At 49.3% G+C, this 20814-nt stretch carries 16 protein-coding genes; 9 read left to right on the plus strand and 7 right to left on the minus strand.

Going from position 1 to position 20814, the window contains the following annotated elements; translation table 11 throughout:
* Positions 1 to 14 precede the first annotated feature (14 nt).
* Positions 15 to 1574, minus strand: coding sequence for an HD domain-containing phosphohydrolase (locus V5J77_RS02405; protein WP_338554195.1), 1560 nt, complete (start codon positions 1572 to 1574; stop codon positions 15 to 17).
* A gap of 204 nt (positions 1575 to 1778) precedes the next feature.
* Between V5J77_RS02405 and V5J77_RS02410 the strand changes: the two genes are divergently transcribed.
* The gene (locus V5J77_RS02410; protein WP_338554196.1) at positions 1779 to 2972 is read left to right on the plus strand and encodes an MFS transporter; all 1194 of its coding nucleotides are present in this window, start codon (positions 1779 to 1781) and stop codon (positions 2970 to 2972) included.
* Between the two features lie 70 nt (positions 2973 to 3042).
* Here the strand turns inward: V5J77_RS02410 and V5J77_RS02415 are convergent, their stop codons facing one another.
* The gene (locus tag V5J77_RS02415; protein ID WP_338556514.1) at positions 3043 to 4878 is read right to left on the minus strand and encodes a 5'-nucleotidase C-terminal domain-containing protein; all 1836 of its coding nucleotides are present in this window, start codon (positions 4876 to 4878) and stop codon (positions 3043 to 3045) included.
* 209 nt (positions 4879 to 5087) lie between these two features.
* Between V5J77_RS02415 and V5J77_RS02420 the strand changes: the two genes are divergently transcribed.
* Genes V5J77_RS02420 through V5J77_RS02430 form a run of 3 tightly spaced genes read left to right on the plus strand, consistent with a single transcriptional unit; the run spans position 5088 to position 8184 of the window.
* Entirely contained in the window at positions 5088 to 6044 is a 957-nt protein-coding gene (locus V5J77_RS02420) for a sugar-binding transcriptional regulator (protein WP_338554197.1), read from the plus strand.
* Positions 6045 to 6085: 41 nt separating this feature from the next.
* Positions 6086 to 6766: a deoxyribose-phosphate aldolase gene (gene deoC, locus V5J77_RS02425; protein WP_338554198.1), complete on the plus strand. Its 681-nt coding sequence runs from the start codon at positions 6086 to 6088 to the stop codon at positions 6764 to 6766.
* A gap of 5 nt (positions 6767 to 6771) precedes the next feature.
* Positions 6772 to 8184, plus strand: a complete 1413-nt coding sequence (locus tag V5J77_RS02430; protein ID WP_338554199.1) for a SulP family inorganic anion transporter — start codon at positions 6772 to 6774, stop codon at positions 8182 to 8184.
* A gap of 204 nt (positions 8185 to 8388) precedes the next feature.
* Here V5J77_RS02430 and V5J77_RS02435 read toward each other — a convergent pair whose 3' ends face one another.
* Positions 8389 to 9510, minus strand: coding sequence for a peptidylprolyl isomerase (locus V5J77_RS02435; RefSeq protein ID WP_338554200.1), 1122 nt, complete (start codon positions 9508 to 9510; stop codon positions 8389 to 8391).
* Positions 9511 to 9804: 294 nt separating this feature from the next.
* Here V5J77_RS02435 and mgrA point away from each other — a divergent pair, with 294 nt between their 5' ends.
* From mgrA to V5J77_RS02455, 4 genes are all read left to right on the plus strand, one after another.
* On the plus strand, positions 9805 to 10797 hold the full coding sequence (gene mgrA, locus V5J77_RS02440) for an L-glyceraldehyde 3-phosphate reductase (protein WP_338554201.1): 993 nt from the start codon (positions 9805 to 9807) through the stop codon (positions 10795 to 10797).
* Between the two features lie 167 nt (positions 10798 to 10964).
* Entirely contained in the window at positions 10965 to 14798 is a 3834-nt protein-coding gene (locus V5J77_RS02445; protein WP_338556516.1) for a response regulator, read from the plus strand.
* 127 nt (positions 14799 to 14925) lie between these two features.
* On the plus strand, positions 14926 to 15648 hold the full coding sequence (locus tag V5J77_RS02450) for a response regulator transcription factor (RefSeq protein ID WP_338554202.1): 723 nt from the start codon (positions 14926 to 14928) through the stop codon (positions 15646 to 15648).
* Positions 15649 to 15804: 156 nt separating this feature from the next.
* Positions 15805 to 17097, plus strand: coding sequence for a bifunctional diguanylate cyclase/phosphodiesterase (locus tag V5J77_RS02455; RefSeq protein ID WP_338554203.1), 1293 nt, complete (start codon positions 15805 to 15807; stop codon positions 17095 to 17097).
* A gap of 280 nt (positions 17098 to 17377) precedes the next feature.
* On the opposite strand, the gene V5J77_RS02460 is transcribed toward V5J77_RS02455, so the two are convergent.
* The 4 genes from V5J77_RS02460 to V5J77_RS02475 form a co-directional block, all read right to left on the minus strand.
* Positions 17378 to 17596 carry a hypothetical protein gene (locus V5J77_RS02460; RefSeq protein ID WP_046229519.1) on the minus strand — a complete coding sequence of 73 codons (219 nt, stop codon included), beginning with the start codon at positions 17594 to 17596 and terminating at the stop codon, positions 17378 to 17380.
* Between the two features lie 127 nt (positions 17597 to 17723).
* Positions 17724 to 18362: a TraX family protein gene (locus tag V5J77_RS02465; protein WP_338554204.1), complete on the minus strand. Its 639-nt coding sequence runs from the start codon at positions 18360 to 18362 to the stop codon at positions 17724 to 17726.
* 62 nt (positions 18363 to 18424) lie between these two features.
* Positions 18425 to 18733 carry a hypothetical protein gene (locus tag V5J77_RS02470; protein WP_338554205.1) on the minus strand — a complete coding sequence of 103 codons (309 nt, stop codon included), beginning with the start codon at positions 18731 to 18733 and terminating at the stop codon, positions 18425 to 18427.
* 242 nt (positions 18734 to 18975) lie between these two features.
* Positions 18976 to 19455: a superoxide dismutase family protein gene (locus V5J77_RS02475; RefSeq protein WP_338554206.1), complete on the minus strand. Its 480-nt coding sequence runs from the start codon at positions 19453 to 19455 to the stop codon at positions 18976 to 18978.
* A gap of 234 nt (positions 19456 to 19689) precedes the next feature.
* On the opposite strand from V5J77_RS02475, the gene V5J77_RS02480 reads away from it, so the two are divergent.
* Positions 19690 to 20106, plus strand: coding sequence for a hypothetical protein (locus V5J77_RS02480; RefSeq protein WP_338554207.1), 417 nt, complete (start codon positions 19690 to 19692; stop codon positions 20104 to 20106).
* Positions 20107 to 20814 lie beyond the last annotated feature (708 nt).

The raw sequence follows: 20814 nt of genomic DNA on the forward strand, positions 1-20814 counted from the left end.
GCTAGCGAAAGTTCTTAAGCCTCTGCACGCGTAGCCTCCGAAGCTTGCCGCTTCTGCTCCTTATGCCAGCCGACGAACAGCCCCGTTAAATAAGGGTCCCACTGTGTTCCTTTGCCCTCCTCCAAAATGCTAAGCGCCTTGCTCACGGTCATGCCCTTGCGGTAGGGGCGATCAGAGGTCATTGCATCAAAGGCATCGGCGATGGCAATAACCTTGCCGAGCAGCGGAATATTTTCACCTGTCAGCCCATCGGGGTAGCCTTTGCCATCATAGCGCTCATGATGGGAGCGCACGCCCGGAAGCAGATGCTCCATGGCGTCGGCCGGCTCAATGCGCCGCAAAATATTTTCGCCTAAAATCGGATGCTGCTTGATCTGGTCGAACTCCTCATCGGTCAGCTTGCCGTCCTTCAGCAGCACGGCGTCGCGGACACCGATTTTGCCAATATCATGGAGCAGCGCCGATTTGCGAATCGTATCCAATACGGAATCGTCCCAGCCAGCGAGCTGCCCAATGAGGATGGAATATTCAGCTACACGCTCCGAATGTCCAGCAGTATATTGGTCTCGGGCTTCAAGCGCCGCAGCGAGTGTAATGAAATAGCTTTGCAGCAGCTGAGCGTTGCGCTTCTCGCGTTCCTTCAAGCCATCGACCATATGATTAAAGCCGGCAACGAGCTTAGAAAATTCATCCGAATAAATATCCTCGGCTTTATGGTCGAAATTGCCCTCCTGAACGCTGACCATCGCCTGCTGGAGCGTCTCAATGGGCGCTTGAATGTCTTTGGCGAGCAGCGATGCGCTAAGCCAGGAAAATAAAATGCCAATAATGAGAATGATGATGGCCCATTGCCAATAGGCGGCGGAATTGGAATCGGCAGTGGTGAAGCCCTCTATGCGAATTTGCGTTGCAAGGCTGAACATAAGCATCGGCAGCGTCCCGATAATAAAGGCGCTGAGCAAAAACTTACGCTGGATCGTCATTAAAACCTGCCCCTCAAGCGTCAAATCAGCGTTAAACCGTTTAATATGCAGCGCGCGTATGTGCGTAATGAGCGGCGGTATCGCCCTAGTTGTCAGAAAAAACTCTAGCATGGCATGCATCGCCGCAATAAGCACCGCACATGCCGCACCTATTGCAATATAGTAGTAAGGGAATACAATCCATTGCAGCTTTATAGCTATATAAGTAAGACTGCCCACGGGAATCGCCAAACCTAGAAAATGGGGGCCAACAGTTCGTTTAACCGATAGGAGCGGAAACTTATGTACTTGCAAATAGGCCTCTCGAAGCTGGGCAGAAGTAGCTTCCATGTGAAAAATAACGCGTATAGGCTTGATGTGTCGCTTGAAAGCCAGCCATTCACAGCTGAACATGATGAGCAGCGACACGATAAGCAGAAGCGCCAGCCGAAAAAATTCAATGCTGGTCAGCTGCAAGGTTGAAAATATTAGAATGCTTCCAACCCCAAGTACAGCGACAGACCCGCCAAACAGATAATTACGGATAAGCTGAACAAGAAATTTTTTGAAAATAAGAATATCAGGCTGTTCATCGCTTATCATTTGTTTCATAGACAGGCTCCTCGCTTCATGTGAAAAATGAGATTTCTGAAGACCAACCTCTTATACAGGTTATCACACTTGCCGAAGACCGCAATAGAAAGTTGAAACCCGCAATATGATCGTAGACAGGGCAGGGAAACTGCTATATGATGAACCAATCGTAAGTGGATCGAACATACATACTTAGCCAGCCAACATAAAGGAGCGAGACAAATGCGCGAGGCGCTATGGTCGAAAAATTTCATTTTATTAATGGGCTCTAATTTGCTGTTGTTTATGGCCCTTGAAATGCTGCTGCCTACACTTCCTGTATTTGCTGCGGAGCAGGGGGGCAGTCAAACGCAAATTGGCTTGATTATGGGCTTATTTACGTTTACAGCCGTCCTTTCCCGGCTTGGAACAGGCTATGGCATTAAGCGGCTGGGACAAAAGAAGCTGCTGCTTCTCGGCGTAGCTATAAGTCTTATCGCACTGACCGGCTATTATTTAGCCGCGACGCTTGCTGTGCTGCTGGTGCTGCGCGTTGTGCATGGCGTCGGCTTTGGTATTGCAACGACGCTGTTTGGCACAGCGGCATCCGATTTGGTGCCAGCCTCTCGAAGAGGAGAGGGCATGGGCTTTTTTGCTACAGGGAATTCGATTTCATTCGCTTTGGGTCCTTTTTTTGGCATTTGGATTATGACGGAATATGGCTTTAAGGCGCTGTTTTTAATTGGAGCGGTTGTTATGCTGCTTAGCTTGATCAGTACCTGCTTTGTGCGCTTTCCGCGTGTAGAGAAAAAGATGCCAGCAGCAGCTCCTGTAATCGAAGCGGGAAGCTGGCTGGACAGCGTTATGGAGCGCAAGGCGTTAATGCCTTCGCTGCTTGGCTTGCTTATCGGCATCCCCTTCGGCACGGTGCTCAGCTTTATCGCTTTGTTTGGCAAAGAGCAGGGCCTGGGCAGTGTCGGCATTTTCTTTCTTATCGTGGCCATCAGCGAGTTTCTGATCCGTTTTATTAGCGGCCCATTGTATGATCGTAAAGGACGCATGTGGGTACTGCTGCCTGCTGCTATTCTATGTATTATTGCTAGCGTCATGCTATATTTTACGCATTCTACAGCGATGCTGCTGCTGTCGGGCCTGTTTTATGGCTTTGGCTTTGGCGCCCTATTTCCTGCACTTCAGGCTTGGGTGATCGATCTCGTAGAGCCAGAGCGCAGGGGCGTAGCAACGGCGACCTATTACAATGCTTTTGACGTCGGTATCGGCATCGGGTCTATTTTGCTGGGAGCCGTAGCCGCTGTGACGAATTATGCGACGATGTATTTGCTATCTGGTGGATTTTTCGTCCTTTATATAGTGCTTTATGTCGGTTTTGAGCGCAGGCTGCGCCGCAAAGCCACGAGAAAGACCATACAAGCCTAGCACGGGCATGTCGGAGATATTACGGAAACAGCCCTTCACCATTTCAAAATGGTGAAGGGCTGTTTTGCTGCTACACCGGAATTTTGAGCTGCTGTCCGATGTAGATGCGGTCGGGGTTTTTAATTTGGTTTACGTCGCGAATAGCTTGCCATGTTGTGTTATAGCGCTTCGCAATCGACCAGAGCGTATCGCCTTTTTTCACAGTGTAATGAGCGTAGTCGGCAGCCGTCGCAGGCACATCTTTAATGGTGTCAGTTGCCGGAGCTGCCGGGCCAGGCTGAATGACTTCCGGCTTCGGTTGTGGCTTCGGCTTTGTTCCGCCGGACGAGGAGGAAGGAGCAGACGGAGTAGGCGAAGCAACGGAAGGCGTAGCACCCTCCGTAATTCGGCCCTCGACAGCGGTGCTCACTGTCCCAAGCTCCCTCAAATAGCCGGTGAGCGCTTCATCCAGCGCGCCAAACATGCCGGCTTGAGGATAGCTGGCGAACATTGTGTATTCATCCCCGCCTGCGGCTATAAAATCATTCGTCGCAAGCGTATATTGTTTTTTCGCATCAAGAGGAGCACCGCCCACGCTTACGGAATGAACGCGCGAGCCTTTTGCCTTGGCGGTATCAATTTTAAAGGAGATTCCGGATACTTGCGGAAAAGCGCCCTTCGGATTCGGATAGTCCGACACGCCATTTTCCAGCGCGGCTTTAATATCAGCGCCTGTTACGTTAAGCGTCACGATTTGATTGCCGAAAGGCAGCACCGTAATAATTTCGCCTAGCGTGATCGTTCCTTCATCAATAGAAGCGCGGATACCGCCGCCATTCGTTATGGCGATATCGGCCTTCGTGATTGAACGCAGACTGTCGGCAATCAGATTGCCCAGATTTGTTTCGCCTGCGCGAACCTGCTCTCGCTCGCCATCAAGCTTCACAGACGTTTCGCCAATCACGCTGGAGAGAACCTCCTGCTGCTCTGCGACGATGGAATCGACCAGCTCGGCGATTTTTTTGTCGGGCGCAATTGCGGCAGCGGCTTTGTCATCAATCAGCTTTGCTTCCTTGCTGACGACCTTGCCTTGATCAATCCAAAGATCGACGACGCCAATGTATTTGGTATATTCGCCGGCGCTCGCAATGAGCGTGCCATGGCCTCCCTCAAGCCCCTTTTGCAGCACCGTATGGCTGTGCCCATCAATAAAAACATCAATGCCAGCTACTTCCTTGACGATGCCAATGCTTGTATCGGCGCTGGATTCATCCTGTCCGATATGTCCCAACGCAACAATGACGTCTACCTGACCCTTGAGCTCGGCGACAATGGCTTTCGCTTCCTCGGCAGGGTCTGTGAACACTAGTCCGTCGACATTTTTCGGATGCGTCTTGTAGGCGGTTTCAGGTGTAGTTAGGCCGAAAATACCGATTTTTACGCCGTCCACCTCTTTAATAACATAAGGCTGGAACAGCGGTGAATCGTCTTTCTTTACTCTAATGTTGGCGCTCAGAAGCGGATATTCCATTTGGGGTTCAAGTTCCACGAGGCGGTTGTAGCCATAATTAAATTCATGATTTCCGGGGACAGCCGCATCGTACCTCATTGCGTTCATGACGCGGACGACGCTTTCACCTTCTACGAGGGTTGCGAAGGTAGTGCCGTGAATGGCATCGCCGCCATCAAGCAGGAGCGTATTCGGATTGCTGGCTCTGTAGCTGTCGATGATTCCGGCAAGCTGTGCAAAGCCTAGTTCACCATTGCTTTCGGATCGGACTGCTCTGGCATGCATATCATTGGTGTGCAGCAGCGTAATATGCTTGCCGGCCTTCTCTTGGGTGGATGCAGCTGCCGTGACGCTTGCAGCGCCTATAAGCAGAGCCGCGGTCAAAAGAATAGATGTGAACCACTTAAACTTGTTCAACATAGCAGGTCATACCTCCCATCAGAATGTCGTTAATGGTCGCGCCTTATACGTATTCCACATGATGGCATGAAAATCCTGTCCAAAAGCTGTAGTTGTTGTTTTGCTTTTTTCCTTATATAATGAAACTGAAATATTGCTTATTTTTCTTTGAACATATTCTCAAGATAGATAAATGTGGAAGAGCGACTCACCAAAGGAGATGCCTGATGGAGGAACTCAGCGACAAAAAGATGAAAATGATTGAAGCGGCCCGCATGTATTATGAGCTTGACTACAATCAGCAGGAAATTGCCAAGAAGCTTGGCGTGTCACGTCCAACCGTTTCGCGTTTTTTGCAGCAGGCGAAGGTTGACGGTATTGTACAGATCAAAATTATGGACCCGGCAGCCGACAACGCGGAGCGCGAACGGCAATTGCAGGAACGCTTCGGCTTGAAGCGCGCTATTGTAGCTACGGTGCCTAAATATGAGGATGCGATGGCCAAGCGCGTCATTGGTGAAGCCGCCGCTGCGTTTCTCAATGAAACGGTGCAGGATGGCGATACGATAGCCGTAACCTGGGGCACGACGCTGTATGAAGTAGCAACGAGGCTGCCGAACAAGCATGCGAAGAAGGTCAAGGTCGTTCAGCTTAACGGCGGTGTCAGCCATTCCGAGACCGATACGTACGCACACGAAATCGCGCAGCTGTTCGCTAAAGCTTATCAGACGTCGCCTTATTTAATTCCGCTTCCAGCTATTGTTGACCATGCGGTCGTGAAGCATGCGATTGAAGCGGATCGTCATATACGCAAAATTCTTGATATGGGCAAAAAAGCGAATATCGCCGTTGTGACCGTAGGTGCGCCAACCGAGGATTCGGTGCTCATGCGGGCGAATTATTTTTCCGATGAGGATTTGGGCATTATTTTCTCGCGCGGCGTAGGAGATATTTGCTCAAGAATTATAGATATTGATGGGCAGTTGGTCAGCGAAGAGCTGGATTTGCGCACGATTGGCATTGATTTGGGCGAGCTGAAGCGCAAGGAATGGTCAGTACTAGTAGCTGGCGGCCCAAGCAAAGTCGAGGCCGTATACGGCGCGCTGGCTGGACAATATGCGAATACGTTGATTACCGATCACATTACGGCGAAGCATCTGCTGGATTACAAGCCGGAAGCGTGAACAGGACATATTAGAGAGATGATAGCTGGAGGGATTTGTTAATGGGCAGTACGAATGCAGCGAACGTAGCTGGACTTATTGATCACACAATGCTGAAGGCAGATGCGACAAAAGCGGAAATCATTCAGCTTTGCGCTGAAGCCAAGACGTATCATTTTGCCACCGTATGCGTGAATGCAGGCTGGGTTGCTCTTGCAGCTGAACAGCTGGCAGGCTCTGGTGTAGGCATTACTACGGTAGCAGGCTTCCCGCTTGGCGCAACAACTTCAAGGGCGAAGGCAGCGGAAGCGGAAGACGCCATCGCCTGCGGCGCCACAGAGGTGGACATGGTGCTGAACATCGGGCTGCTGAAGTCAGGAGACGAAGCAGGCGTGAAGCGTGATGTCGAAGCGGTTGTGGCAGCTTGCAAGGGCAAGGCGCTCGTTAAAGTTATTTTGGAAACAGGCTTGCTGACGGATGCGGAAAAGGTGCGGGCTTGCGAAATTTGCAAGGAGGCTGGCGCTGATTTTGTTAAAACCTCGACGGGCTTCGGCAAAGGCGGTGCCACAGAGGAAGATATTGCTCTAATGCGCCGTACAGTTGGGCCGGATATGGGTGTCAAGGCTTCCGGTGGCGTACGCGATTTGGAAACCGCACTCAAAATGCTCGCTGCTGGCGCTACTCGTATAGGTGCAAGCGCAAGCGTCGCTATTGCGAGCGGTGGCAAGGGCGAAGGATATTAGTTGAAATGGGTATGAGTCGTTTATCTTGGAAACGTCAGTGGATGACGGATGTGCGGGTGAATGTGCTGGCGGGCATGACGGCTACTCTCGCGCTGGTGCCGGATTCGCTTGCTTTTTCGTTTATGGCGGGAGTGCCACCTGTTGTGGGCATTTATGCTTCAATCTGTATTCTGCTCGTTACGACGTTTCTTGGCGGTCGTCCGGGTATGATTTCTGCTGCGGCAGGCTCGATGGCGGTGCTGATGCTGACGCTCGTAAAGGAGCATGGCATTGAGTATTTGTTCGCAGCAACGATTTTGACGGGGATTTTGCAATATTTAATGGGTGTATTTAAGCTCGGGAAGCTAATGAGGTATGTGCCTCAGGGCGTGCTGACGGGGTTTATTAATGCGCTGGCGATTCTTATCCTCATTTCGCAGCTGCGGTATTTTCAGGGCGAGTCCTGGCTGATGTATGCACTTGTGGCGGCGACGCTGGCCATTATTTATTTTCTCCCTCGTTACTTCAAAGCAATTCCATCCCCACTGGTGGCCGTTGTGATATTGACCTTCGCCGTTTGGGTGTTTGGCATGGACGGAGTTACCCGAGTTGGGGCCATCGACGCATCGCTGCCGTCGTTTTTGCTGCCTAATATTCCGCTTAATTGGGAGACGCTAGCGATCATTTTTCCTTATTCTTTGTCGCTGGCAGTCGTTGGATATACGGAGACGATGCTGACGCATAATTTGCTTGATGAGATGACTGGTGAGCGTACGGACAAAAATAAGGAAATGCGCGGACAAGGCGTTGCAAATGTTGTCGCAGGATTTTTCGGAGGTATGGCGGGCTGTGCGCTCGTAGCGGAATCAGTGCTCAATGTGAAAATGGGCGGGAAGCATAGGCTGTCTACGCTCGTTTCCGCATTGTTCCTCTTGCTGCTCGCCGTTCTGTTTGGCGATTTGCTGGCGCAGGTGCCGATGGCGGCTCTGGTCGGCATTATGATTATGGTCTGTATCGCCATCTTCGACTGGCGCTCGGTGTTCAAGCCTCGCAGTGTGCCGCTTGCCGAAACGGTCGTGATGGTGGCGACAGTAGCAGCTGTACTGTTCACCCACGATTTGGCTGCTGGCGTGCTGGTCGGCGTACTGATCAGTTTCGTGTGGTTCGTTGTATCCGTATCCCGCAAGCTGCACATTCATAGTGAATGGGAAGGCAGTAAGCGGACTTATCGGGTGCATGGACAGCTGTTTTTCGCTTCCTCCTCTGGTCTGGAAGAGCTTATTGAGCTGGACTGCAAAGCCAATGAAATTCATATCGACCTCAGCCAGTCGCGCATATGGGATCATACGGCGCAGCTGGCACTCAATAAAGTGGTAGAGCGGCTGAAGGCTAGCGGCAAGGAAGTAACCGTGAGCAAAGGGACTGCCTTGCAAAGCTGAACGAAAACTAAAAGAAAAGCTAAATGAAGGCTAAACGTGAGTCATGCAGAGTTAGGACTTGTGCCATTTAGCTAAGCAGCCCGTATCATAATGTCTGAAAAACAAAAAGATCGCTGTCACCAAAGGCATTAAGCCTAACGGACAGCGATCTTTTTTTTAATTCATAAGCACGTTCTTAAGCACGTTCACCTTATTAGGTTGGGCTTATTGTGCTGCGCTAGCTTCAGGGGAAACAGCTGCATCTGGATTAGCACTTGCGTCTGTTTCCGCTTCATCTGTTTTCACGTCAAGCGTATTGGTAATCGTAGCTTTGTCGCGAAGCTCTTGAATCCAAGCAGCTGATTTCTCTTGAATTTGCTGATTCAGCAGCTGCTTGCGGATTTCTTCCTTCTTCTCTTCAAAAGTTGGGGAAGTAGCCGCTTTAAAGCCGGTTTTCTTAATAATATGGTAACCGAAGCTCGATTTAACGACATCGCTGATTTGATCCACTTCGAGTGCGAAGGCTGCTTCCTCGAAAGCAGGGTCCATGACACCTTTGCCGAAGAAGCCCAGATCGCCGCCGTTGTCTTTCGTGCCTGGATCGGTCGATTTTTCTTTCGCCAACGTCGCGAAGTCGCCGCCAGCTTTCAATTCCTTCAAAATAGCGTCTGCTTCTTCTTGCGTAGCTACCAGAATATGCGAAGCTTTAATCTCTTCACCTGTGCCATAGGAAGCTTTGTTTTGCTCATAAGTTTCTTTAACCTGATCATCGGTAATCGTAATGGATGGCTCAAGCAGCTTGCGGATTTTCACTTGCGTCTCAGCATCTTTACGCAGGCTCTCCAGCGTTACACCGTATTGTGCCAATGCAGCATTGAATTGCTCGTCCGTGCCGAAGCTCGCTTTCAGCGTATTAATTTCTTCATCAATATCTGCATCTGTCACGGTAACATTGGAAGCCTTCGCTTCTTGCGTAATGAGCTGCTGCGTAATGAGATTGTCGAGCGTCGTTTTGCCGCCCGATTTCAGCATTTCTTCGTAAAGATCCTCTTTCGTAATGTCGACTTTGTTAACCGTTGCAACGGCTGCATTGCTGCCACCGCCGAAAACCGGTTTAATAGCGACGATTACTAGCAAAATAGCCAAAACAGCCGAAAGCGCAATCCATGCTGTATTGCCGCTTTTACGAGCCGGCGGGGGAGTTGATCCACCCAAAGGCGCTCCTCCTGCATATGGTGAGGCTGTTGCTGGTTCAGTCGTATGTTGATTGTCCTCGTGTGTGTTGGTTTCTTGCTCCGCAGCATTTTTTAATTCTTCTTCTTTACGCTGCGATTCTTGGTTATCCATTCTTCAAACTCCCTTCATTATCTTACACTCTTTTTTATAATGGCCATGCGAAACGTTGCAGTGATCAGGGTCAGCTCACCGTAACCGTTTACGCTTGTCTAATCTACTATAACAAAACTTAGGTTAAAAAACCTTAATCTTAAATAAAAATAAAGGATTTTAAACGCGTTCGGCTTTTTTTGCACCGTTCGACCAAGCGGTGTACAATGGAAGAAGCAAGCGCTTTATTTGTATTTGAATTAATAATAGAAGTTTCGCGGCTTTTCATTTAAATAGTAGAGAGGATGTTAAACGATGACGTATTTGCCTGCAAATTCCCGCTACGATGGGATGAAATACAATCGCAGCGGCCGCAGCGGGCTGCTGCTTCCAGCGGTATCACTGGGCCTTTGGCATAACTTTGGCGGTACGGATCGTCTGGAAAATGGACGGGCGATGGTTCGCCGCGCTTTCGATTTGGGCATTACCCATTTTGACCTCGCTAACAATTATGGGCCGCCTGCCGGCTCCGCAGAGGAGGCGTTTGGCCAACTGCTCAAGCAGGATTTGGCTGCTTACCGGGATGAGCTCATTATTTCCACAAAAGCCGGATATTATATGTGGAAAGGCCCATACGGCGAGTGGGGCTCGCGCAAGTATTTAGTAGCCAGCCTCGATCAAAGCCTTAAGCGTATGGGGCTGGAGTACGTAGACATTTTTTATCACCATCGTCCAGATCCGAATACGCCGCTTGAGGAAACTATGGCTGCGCTGGACCATATCGTTCGCCAGGGCAAGGCGCTCTATGTTGGCTTGTCCAACTATAGTGCGGAGCAGACGGCAGAGGCTTCCCTTATTTTGCAGCGCCTTGGCACGCCATGCCTCATTCATCAGCCTTCTTATTCGATGTTCAATCGCTGGATCGAAGATGGCTTGCAGGATGTTCTAGATGCGGAAGGCATCGGCTCCATCGTGTTCTCTCCGCTAGCAGGCGGACTTTTGACGAACCGTTATTTAAACGGCATCCCTCTGGATTCTCGTGCGGCGGGACCGAGCGTATTTCTGCAATCCGATCAAATTACGGAAGAGAAGCTTGAAAAGATCAAGCTGCTTAACGCTCATGCTGCGGAGCGCGGGCAGACGCTTGCGCAGATGGCGCTCGCATGGGTACTGCGCGGTGGTCGTGTAACATCGGCGCTGATCGGCGCGAGCCGTGTGGAGCAAATTGATGATAACGTTGCAGCGCTCCGGGCGCTAGATTTCTCCGGCGATGAGCTGGCACGTATTGAAGCCATTTTAAAGGGCTAACACAAGCTAATTCAGTAATTATGAACCATTCCCGATCGCAATTGTATTTTTCGAACGCCAAGGCTCTGCGCCTTGGCGTTTTTGCTTCTCTCGCTTTCGTTAAGGCTGTATAATAAACGGGACAAATGACGAACATGGTCGGATGGGAAGTGAGCCGCTTGAACAATATGTCTCTAAGGGTCAAGGGACTGCTGGTTATTGTATTAATTACCTTCATTCCACTGCTGTTTGCCGGCATTATTAACTATATGGGCTTGAAACAGGGAATGATTGATTCTGCTACAGAAAAAACATTAAGTCAATTAAACAGCAGTGCAAATAATTTGTCGGCTTGGCTTGCCATTAGGCGGGCAGAGGTTCTGGTCATTAGCCGAACCGATGTCGTGCGTTTTGGAAAAGATGAAGAGAAGCTTAGCTATTTCAATCGTGAGCTGGTACGAGCAGGCTTTTCCTTTCGTAGCCTTGGGTTTGTCGGCAAGGATGGCATGGCCATTCGTACAGATGGTGCAGCACTCGATTTTAGACAGTACTCCTTCTTCCAAACAGCGATTCAAGGGAAGGTGATGATCAGCGATCCTTTCAAAGCCAGCTTTTCACCTAAAGAACAATTTGTCATCGCTGTTCCCGTCTATAATGAGGATAATCAAATTACCGGAATCGTGTACGCATCTATTGATATGGATATGATTATTCCTTATTTGCAAATGGACAAGCCGGAGGAAGCTATCTTCTGGCTATATAACCAAGAAGGCGTTGTTTTATTCTGCTCGGAGGATGGCGTATTGCCGAAGACAGCAACGATGAACGGAGCTGTGGAGGAAATACAGGTCAATCAGAAGCTGCTTTCTGAACAGTCCGGCATGGATATTTTATCGTCTAATATGACAGAATACGCCGTATTCCACTCTAAGGTAGAAGGTATTGCCGCCTGGCATTTCATGCTGGAAATGCCGATGTCGGATTTAGAGAGCGGGACGCTGCCGGTTTTGCTTAACACGCTGCTGACGCTTGTAGGCTCAGAGCTTGTCATCGTGCTGCTGTGCTATCTATTTTTTGCTAATATCGTCAATAGATTGAAAAATATACTTATCGTCACGGAGCAGGCTGCCGCTGGCCAATTTAATGCAGAGCATCTGTCAGAAATGCCGGGAGACGAGGTAGGCAAGCTATCGCGTTCAGTGAATGAGATGGTCGTGCGTTTAAGAGGCTTGTTTGAACGACTAGAGGCGGTTATTAATCAAAATCAATATTCCTTTGTTGTCCTCGACGAGCATTATCGTATTTCCTATCTCAATAAGAAGGCCGAGGAAATGATCGGCTACAAAACAGAAGAAGTATCAGGCCATGCGACGCCGCTGCTGTTCATGGACATGGAGGAAATTCGTATAGCGGCAGAGGAGCTTGGGGAGAAATTGGGCCGAGAGGTGATACCGGGGCTTGACGTGCTCAAGGAGCTGCGCAATGACCAGTTTTCCTACGAGCGGGAATGGACCTTTATTTCAAAAAGTGGAAAACGCATTCCTGTCCTGCTCAGCACGAATGGCCTGCGGGATGCAAACGGCAAATTTACCGGAGCAGTTGGCATGGTTCTGGATATAACCGATAAGCTGCAAGTGGAGAGATCGCGCAATCGACTGCTTGATATTGTAGGCTCCGCCAAGGATTTAATCGCTTCGGTCGATTCCCAGGGCGAAATGATCTACATTAATCAGGCGGGCAAGGAGATGCTCGGAATCCATGAGGAGGAGATGGATCTTTCTTCGCTGAGCGGGCATCTGAGCAGTGAAATGTTCTTTTATCTCATGAATGGCTCAGAGCTGGCCAAGCAGTACGGTTACTGGGAAGGCAATGTCGAAATTTTGACGAAAAACAAGCAATTGAAGCATGTATCGCTTGTGCTCGTATCCCATCATAATCGCAGAACAGGCGAGGACTACTTCTCCTGCATTGCACGTGACATATCGGAGCAAAAGATCATTCAGGAGGAGCTGCTTCAGGCGTCGCAGGATGCAGCGGAGGCGAATGCGGCCAAAGGCAGATTTCTTGCCCTCATGAGCCATGAAATTCGTACGCCGCTGAACGGCATCATCGGGCTCACCCAACTACTCAAACGCACGGGATTATCCTATTCGCAGAAAGATTATGTGGACAAAATCAGCACGTCATCGGAATCCTTGCTGCGCATCATTAATGACATTCTTGATTTCTCCAAAGTAGAGGCTGAGAAGGTCGAGGTTGAACTGCTCGCCTTCCATCCGGAGGAGCTGCTTGGCCGGGTAGCGGATCAGCTCAGCGTTTTTATGGGCGGCAAGGAGCAGTTCGAATTTTTAATCCATACGGCGTACAATTTGCCTAGCACGTTGCTTGGAGATTTGCTGCGGCTGGAGCAGGTGCTGCTGAATTTATGCATCAATGCGATTAAATTTACGAAGAAGGGCCATGTCAGTCTGCGTCTCGAAGTGGTAGAACTGCGCGATGCGGAAGTACAGCTGCGATTTGTTGTTGAGGATACAGGCATCGGCATGAGCGAGGAGCAGCTTGGCAGGCTGTTCCAGCCATTCAGTCAGGCGGACGGATCTACGACGAGGAAGTATGGGGGCACAGGCCTTGGGCTCGTCATCTCCCAAAAGCTTGTCACGCTGATGGGCGGCAATCTCGTTGCGGAAAGCAAGGTCGGACGCGGCAGTAAATTCAGCTTCGTTATTACATTCCCTATGCTGGAAGAAGCCCCGCCCTACAGCATGGAGCTAGGCGAGGAAATGATTGGGCAGCCGGTGTGGATCGTCGAGGACAGCCAGATGATGCGTCATCATTGGTGCGAAAGGCTGGAGTCCTTCCAAATGGCTCCGGTTCCCTTCGCTTCTTGGAAGACGGCGCGGGAACGGCTGCGCCGTATCGGTGCAGGAGCGATGCCGAAGCTGATTTTGCTCGATATGGAGATGCCCGATATGTACGGCGCGGAAACCTGGTTCGATTTCCATCAGGAAGCTGAAGCGGCGGGCGTAAAGACAGCCGTGCTGACCACATCATTTGGTCGGGACGAAATGCTGCAAATGCCAGAAAAGGATCGTCCGCTTGCTCTCCTTACAAAGCCAGTAACCCGCTTAGCGATGCTAAACGGCTTGAGAGGGATGTTAACGGAGCGTTCCTTTATTCCTCCTTGGAACCTCGCGAAGAGCGAAGTGGCAGTTGTACAGCTTGAAGGGCGCAATGCCAAAATCTTGCTTGCCGAAGATAATAAAATTAATCAAATCGTCGCTCTGGAAATGTTAAAAGAACGGGGCTATGAGGTCGGCCTTGCCGAAAATGGACATGAGGTGCTGGATATGCTGGAGCGGGAGGAATGGCATCTCATTCTCATGGATATTCATATGCCGGAAATGGATGGCATGGAGGCGACACGGCTTATTCGTTCTAACCCTAAATATGACGGACTGCCGATTATTGCGGTTACCGCTAATGTGCTGCGTGCCGATCATGAGCAGTACAGACAGCTGGGCATGGATGATATTATAACGAAGCCAATCAGCGCCGGCTTTCTCTATTCCGTACTCTCGCACTGGTTGAATCAGACGGGCATTTTGCCGGTACCAACGTTATGGGAGGATGAGCCTCATGTGCAGCCGCAATATGAGCCGTCAGCTTATTCCTCACTGCCGGTCATTCCGGGTGTAGATTTGCCGGAGGCACTCGCCAGAGTGAATGGCAAGCTTCCGATATTGATGCACATGCTGGAACAATTTCAGGCCGATTATTCTTCATTTATCGACAGATTAATCGCTTCTATGACAGAGAGGGATCTCGTTGCCGCCAAGCGCCTCGTGCATACGCTCAGGGGAGCGGCGAGCCATTTATCCGCTTATCCATTGGCGAACGCAGCGACGGAGCTGGAGTTGATTTTCAATCAGGAGGATATAGAAGAGGAGGAATGGAGCCTGAGGCTTGCAAAGCTGCGAGAAGAATTGATACATGTGCTCAAATGTTTGGAGAAAAACAAGTGACAGAAGTTCGACAAAAAAGCCTAACAATTCTCTAACAAATTATTGTGGTCGGTCATAGCTATATTGTATAGTAAGAGGACAGACTAAATTCGACAGAAATCTTCAATCCCAATAAGGGGTGACGCCAATGTATAAAGTAATAGTTATAGAAGATGACGTCATGATGAGTGATATGCTGTCTATGTATTTGTCAGAAGAAGGCTATTCTGTCAAACAAGCAGGATTGGCAAATGACGGCTTGCGTATGATTTCGGAATTCGAACCGGATGTGGTTTTGCTGGATCTTATGCTCCCAGATATGGATGGGATGGAGATATGTGCATTGATTCGCGAGCGTTCGAATGTGCCTATTATGATTTTATCCATGAAAAACGAAGTGTCAGAACGTGTGCTGGCATTGAAGTCTGGCGCAGACGATTATATGTGCAAGCCATTCAGCATGCACGAGATGACAGCGAGAGTCGAGGCATTGATCCGCAGAGCCAACATTAAGTCGGACGGAGTGGAAACCGAGCAAGAGGCAGGAGAAGAGGAGCGGAATCCGATTCAGCTTGATTTTGAGCGGAGATTGCTGCTAGTCAGAGGGATGCTGGTAGAAACAACGTTTTCGGAATATGAAATTATGAAGCTATTTTTGGCGTATCCTGGCAAGGTATTCAGCAGGGAAGAACTCATTAATGCCATTCGCGGTTTTGATTCCTTTGTCACCGACCGTGCGATTGATGTACACATTGTGAATTTGCGGAAAAAAATTGAGCAAAACCCAAAGGAGCCTCGTCTCATTCGAACGGTTTGGGGCTTCGGTTACAAGTACACAGCCCAGAATTCTTCAGTCAGCCAGGAGAAATAATAGCATGCATTTATTTGCAACCGTCTGGCTTATCCAGACGGTTTTTTTATATGGAAACTTACATTCTAACAACTATCTAAAGGTAATTGCCGTTTTTTCCTAATTATTGTATGAGAATATAGCTTTAACTTACTATTGGATCGAAGGATGGGGAATATGAGCGAACAAGTCATAGCCTTATTGCCTGCAAAGCTGAATGCCTGCCGCGAGCTAGGTCATATGCTGCTGAAAGTGCAGAAGGCAAGCAAGGGGCTTGCTGCAGTGCTGGTGCAGCTTGACCATTTTTATCGCATTGTTGAGGCTAGAGGGATGGACTATGGCTGCGAGGTGATGCAGCTGATTGAAGATCGGCTCGTAGAGGCTGGAGCGGACAGGTCGGCCATCTGGCAATTGAACGACAGTACTTTTCTAGTTGCAGCAGTGCTAGACGCTGGTCAAGCGGATGGATACAGCATGATTGAACGTTACAAAACGATGGTGCAGCATCCCGTAGGTTTTGGTTCTGATCGATTTCATCTAACAGCGAGTATTGGCGTGAGCCTGTTTCCGCAGGATGGAACGACAAGCGAACAGCTCATTTGTCATGCGGAGACGGCTCTGTATAGCGGCGTTTTAAAGGGAGAGGGGCAGATTTCCTATTACTTGCGGGCGGCAACAGAGCAAATCCATCGCCAGTTGGAGCTGGAGAACGCCATTCGGACAGCGCTGTATAAAGGACAATTTCATTTAAACTATCAGCCCATCTATCAAGTGGAAACAGGCAAGCTTAGGGGCTTTGAAGTGCTGCTGCGGTGGAATCACCCGGAGCTTGGCAGCATTCAGCCAGATGAGTTTATTCCCTTTGCCGAGAAAAACGGCATGATAATGCCAATAGGCGCATGGGTCATCAAGCAGGCCTGCCGCATGCTAGGTACTCTGCCGGATCATTCTGAACTGATTATGTCCGTCAATATTTCGCCGACAGAGCTTGCGGACTGCACGTATGCTGATATGGTGCTCAATACGCTGGAGGAGGCAGGAATACCTCCACAGTGTTTACAGCTGGAAATTAAAGCTGGCTATCATTATGTGAATTGCGACCGATCTATCAAAGCTTTGACTAGACTGCATGCGAGCGGTGTGTTTATTGCGCTGGATGATTTTGGTTCCATGCATTCGTCGCTGGCGAGCTTTCAGCATCTGCCGATCCATGCCCTTAAGCTGGACCGCTCCTTTATTAGAGAAATAGATAAGGAAGGCGTTGAACATCATATCGTGGAGGCGATGATAGGGCTCCTGCACAAGCTGGGCATATGTGTCATTGCTGAAGGCGTTGAATATGTGAAGCAGTACGAGCTGCTGCGAGGCTGGGGCTGTGATTACATGCAAGGATATTTGCTGGGTCAGCCCGCTCGGCCAGATATACTGGATATAACGATGATTCGCAGGTCTGAACGAACAGGCGTATAGGCTCCTGATATTAAGCTTGCCCAAGCGAAAGCGATAGGGCGGGCTCTTTTTTTTCCTATATGGGTTGAGAGAGCCTGCTAATAAACGCAACAAAGCCTCCAAATCCACTGTCGCAGCGGTAGGAGGCTTGTCTGAAGTATAAGATGTAATGAATGATGTAATTCATAAATGCTTTGATTACATCGCGCAGCCATTTTTTTGCTAAAAGGCGAAGAAGTCGCTTACGCTAGTTCTGGTTGGGGATGTTGTTCCTTTAATTCCAGTGGGGGCAAGAGGGTGTTTAGCTAACTTCCAGATAAAGTTTAGTGCCATCGCTGTATTGAAAAATAGCAACCTCACGCACGACTTCAACTTTAGAGATTCGTTTCCATTTTTTTCGAAAGTCGAAATTGAGTTCCATTTCACGCAGTTTATGATGAAGCTGCTCAACTGATGCGGCTTGTTCGTTAGTATAATAAACAGGTACAGAACGACTTTTGAAGGTAATGATTTTCATCATGACCTTGTCCACCTCCGATCGTTTTTTCCTATTCTATCCTAAACGTTTTAGCCGCTTATGAAACAGCCGTAAGAATATTGTTTAATTTGCTTATATATTTCTAACATATAGTGTAAGCTGGAAATTGCTACTTTCCAGCTAGGATTACATACTGTAGTGCTGCAATAATGGCAAGATGCAAAGGGTAGAAGCTGCGCCAGACACTGCGAGGAACTTTGATGGAATCAGCCGCTTGCAGCAGGCTTGGCGAGTACACAAGCAGCAGGGTTGCGGCAACGCTGAACAACTGAATAGTCCAGCCCATGTAGAATAAATAAAAGATGTTGAGCAGCAGGTGAGCCGGGGCCATAGCGTGTTTCGAGCCATAGCGGTAGATGAGGACGAGCACCAGCAAATAGGCGCCGTAGCTGCACGGAACGACTTCAAGCAGCAGCAGTAGAAAGGCGGCCAGAGACACTTGGAGGGCCGGCCTCGACTTCAATTGGTCCAGAAGCTTGAGGGAGACAAGACAGACGAGCAGAGTGCCCACCGTGTTGATTTCCCAAGTGCCGAATGCCAGGGAGTAGGGTATTTGCGATAAAGCCGCAATGGCGCTCATTCGCCACAAGTATTGATTGATATTTTTCGTGCGGAAATACCCAATGACTAGCGCATAAGCATAAAGCGGCATGGCAAGCCTGCCGATAATTCGCCAAGTATCATCTTGGGGAAACCAGATCAAGCCAATATGATCAAGCAGCATCGTAACCATTGCGATAATTTGCATATTCATCCCCCTAAGCTGTGACTATTATAGCATGGGGTTATGAACGGGAGAAGAACAGCATTTTACGTGTAAAGCAGGGTAATGACAAGCAGCTCGTAGAGAACGAGCGGAAGAATCGCATTTTGCGGAGGAATGAAGGCGCGCGGGTCCTGCACGGTACAATGCAAATACAGCAGGCAGCGGTCGACATGTGCAATATAGCCCTCGTATACTTGGCCATCCATCGTATGCACACGCACGGGCCGGTGCATATGTCCGTGGCACAAACGGTGAATCTGCTCCTGGATTTGTTGAACCATAGCCGTATGTGCAGGCTCTGCCTGATATAGCACAGCCGCCGCTTGCTCCGCAGCCCTTGCTTGCTCTGTCATATGAACATCGCTCCTTTGCCCCGCAGTATGCCAGCAGGGAGTCTCATCCTAAGCTAAGCTATATGCAAGAGAGGTGGGGATAATGACTTATAGGCAGATAAAGGCAGTAGATTTTTGGAATAACGGGGTATGTTTGGAGTGGAAGCATAAGTTAATAAACTTACAATTGAATATTCATTCAAAACAAACGCGAGCCTTAGTAGAGAAGGATCGCGTTTGTTTTTTAACTTTTTCAGCTTTGCTTATTTAATCACGCCGCAAGCGATGCGAGCACCTGAGTTGCCGGATGGATCGGTGACGTAATCATCTGCTTTCTCGTGAATAACCAGAGCAGCGCCATCTGATTTAATCAGTGAGTTAGGTGCGCCCTTGGCGAGCGTCACATTTTTTGAAATGATCTCAGCTTCGATTTTTCCAGAAGCGTCGACTTGAATATTGGGCAAATCGCCAGAGTGGAAGCCTTTGGGATTGCTGAACCCGTGCTGCTTGCTTAGCGGATTAAAGTGAGCCCCCGCCGACGTAAACTCGGGAGCCTCGCATTTCCCGGTTTCGTGAAAATGAATGCCGTGCATGCCCGGTGCGAGCTGCTCCGCCGCCAGGCGAATATGTACACCGTCAGCTTGCTCTTGCAGGCTTGCTTTGCCAATGACCGCTCCTTTGCTATTGATGAGGTCTAGCTTGATTTCAGTAGTGGGAACCGATTTTACAGCAGCATGTGCCATAGGGAGGGTAGCGCCCCCTAATGCAAGGCAGAGCGTTGTGAAGCATATGGTTTTTTGAATAAACACAAGTTTTCCTCCATTTCCAGTGATGCTACTTAATATGCCCCGTCAATCGCTTGCCTATGCGGAAATCAAGGAATATCGGATATGCGCTTGTCGCAGCATACATGTCCATACCTCTCTACTCTATTTGCATATGATATATCAGAAACTATGAGAGAGGTGGCATATATAATGTCAGTTAAATCGAAATTCCAGGTGAAAAACATTAAATCCGCTTCGCGCAAATCGAAGCGGGCTCGTACTTCTTCATGCTCTTGTCAACGCCAAGAGTCAGCAAATGACAACAGAAGCAATGGTTGTCGTCGTACAGATCCGGCGGTTGAAGGGGTACAGGATGCTGGCAAAGAATTAAGCAAAATCTTCAAACGACTGGAAAATGAAGAGGTTGCCGAGAAGCTGGTAAAAGCGATCCGCTGCCATGATGCCCGGGCGGTTCAAAACATTATCGGCTGCGATTGCAAAGTCGTTCAATTTTTCTGTACGCAGCGTTCCGATTGCGTTAGAGTCTGCTGCTTGTTCGGCAGAGACAACGAGGTTACAATTTCGTTTGATATTTGTATCAAACGAGAAAACATTCACCGCTACTAGTCGGCAGGAAGATGCCAGAATAAGCAAAAACCGCCAGACCCTTCGGGACTCGGCGGTTTTTGTTATGCTCTATTCTGTCACCTTGCTATGCGAATCGGCATACGATAGGACAGCAAGGTTTTCAGACAAAACAAGCATCAATAACGATGATAATGGAGGGGACGAACAATGCCGCTAATCCCAAATTTCCCCGCACCTTTGCTTCAAGAGCATGCTGTATGGCACCATACGCATCATGTAACGCCCGGCACCATTCCACCTCGCGGCTTCGGTGATCAGTTTTTGCGTTTTCACCGGGACTATATTAATCGTGTGTACAGCTGGTATAACAGCCAAGGCTATGACAGCAGGCTGATTGCGCCGTGGTCGGAAATTCCGGAGGCCATACGCCGCGCTCCTTGCTATAATCCGGCTGCGGAAAATCGCATTCGAAATAATCCGCGCTCCTTTGCAACGCTGGATGAGCTAGGCAGCTATATCGAATCCAGCGGCATTCATGGCTGTATGCATATGATTTCGGCCCAGCTGATGAATGAGCCGGAAATCAATGATTTCGACTTGGCACCGCGCCATACGACGTTTTATCAAATTCACGGGCTAATCGACCAGTGGTATCGCAACTGGGAAAATGCCTGGGGCCAGCGCGCTGATGCGAAAGGCCAAAGGCAAGGCCAGAGCCAGAGCCAGAGCCAGAGCCAGAGCCAGAGC

The sequence above is a fragment of the Paenibacillus sp. KS-LC4 genome (assembly GCF_036894955.1).
Classification (GTDB): Bacteria; Bacillota; Bacilli; order Paenibacillales; family Paenibacillaceae; genus Pristimantibacillus.

What these genes read in the sequence shown, in the direction of transcription:
- V5J77_RS02405 (WP_338554195.1), bottom strand. Translation starts at nt 1,574, where the DNA reads ATGAAACAAATGATAAGCGATGAACAGCCTGATATTCTTATTTTCAAA.
- V5J77_RS02410 (WP_338554196.1), top strand. Translation starts at nt 1,779, where the DNA reads ATGCGCGAGGCGCTATGGTCGAAAAATTTCATTTTATTAATGGGCTCT.
- V5J77_RS02420 (WP_338554197.1), top strand. Translation starts at nt 5,088, where the DNA reads ATGGAGGAACTCAGCGACAAAAAGATGAAAATGATTGAAGCGGCCCGC.
- deoC (WP_338554198.1), top strand. Translation starts at nt 6,086, where the DNA reads ATGGGCAGTACGAATGCAGCGAACGTAGCTGGACTTATTGATCACACA.
- V5J77_RS02430 (WP_338554199.1), top strand. Translation starts at nt 6,772, where the DNA reads ATGGGTATGAGTCGTTTATCTTGGAAACGTCAGTGGATGACGGATGTG.
- V5J77_RS02435 (WP_338554200.1), bottom strand. Translation starts at nt 9,510, where the DNA reads ATGGATAACCAAGAATCGCAGCGTAAAGAAGAAGAATTAAAAAATGCT.
- mgrA (WP_338554201.1), top strand. Translation starts at nt 9,805, where the DNA reads ATGACGTATTTGCCTGCAAATTCCCGCTACGATGGGATGAAATACAAT.
- V5J77_RS02445 (WP_338556516.1), top strand. Translation starts at nt 10,965, where the DNA reads ATGTCTCTAAGGGTCAAGGGACTGCTGGTTATTGTATTAATTACCTTC.
- V5J77_RS02450 (WP_338554202.1), top strand. Translation starts at nt 14,926, where the DNA reads ATGTATAAAGTAATAGTTATAGAAGATGACGTCATGATGAGTGATATG.
- V5J77_RS02455 (WP_338554203.1), top strand. Translation starts at nt 15,805, where the DNA reads ATGAGCGAACAAGTCATAGCCTTATTGCCTGCAAAGCTGAATGCCTGC.
- V5J77_RS02460 (WP_046229519.1), bottom strand. Translation starts at nt 17,596, where the DNA reads ATGATGAAAATCATTACCTTCAAAAGTCGTTCTGTACCTGTTTATTAT.
- V5J77_RS02465 (WP_338554204.1), bottom strand. Translation starts at nt 18,362, where the DNA reads ATGCAAATTATCGCAATGGTTACGATGCTGCTTGATCATATTGGCTTG.
- V5J77_RS02470 (WP_338554205.1), bottom strand. Translation starts at nt 18,733, where the DNA reads ATGACAGAGCAAGCAAGGGCTGCGGAGCAAGCGGCGGCTGTGCTATAT.
- V5J77_RS02475 (WP_338554206.1), bottom strand. Translation starts at nt 19,455, where the DNA reads ATGGCACATGCTGCTGTAAAATCGGTTCCCACTACTGAAATCAAGCTA.
- V5J77_RS02480 (WP_338554207.1), top strand. Translation starts at nt 19,690, where the DNA reads ATGTCAGTTAAATCGAAATTCCAGGTGAAAAACATTAAATCCGCTTCG.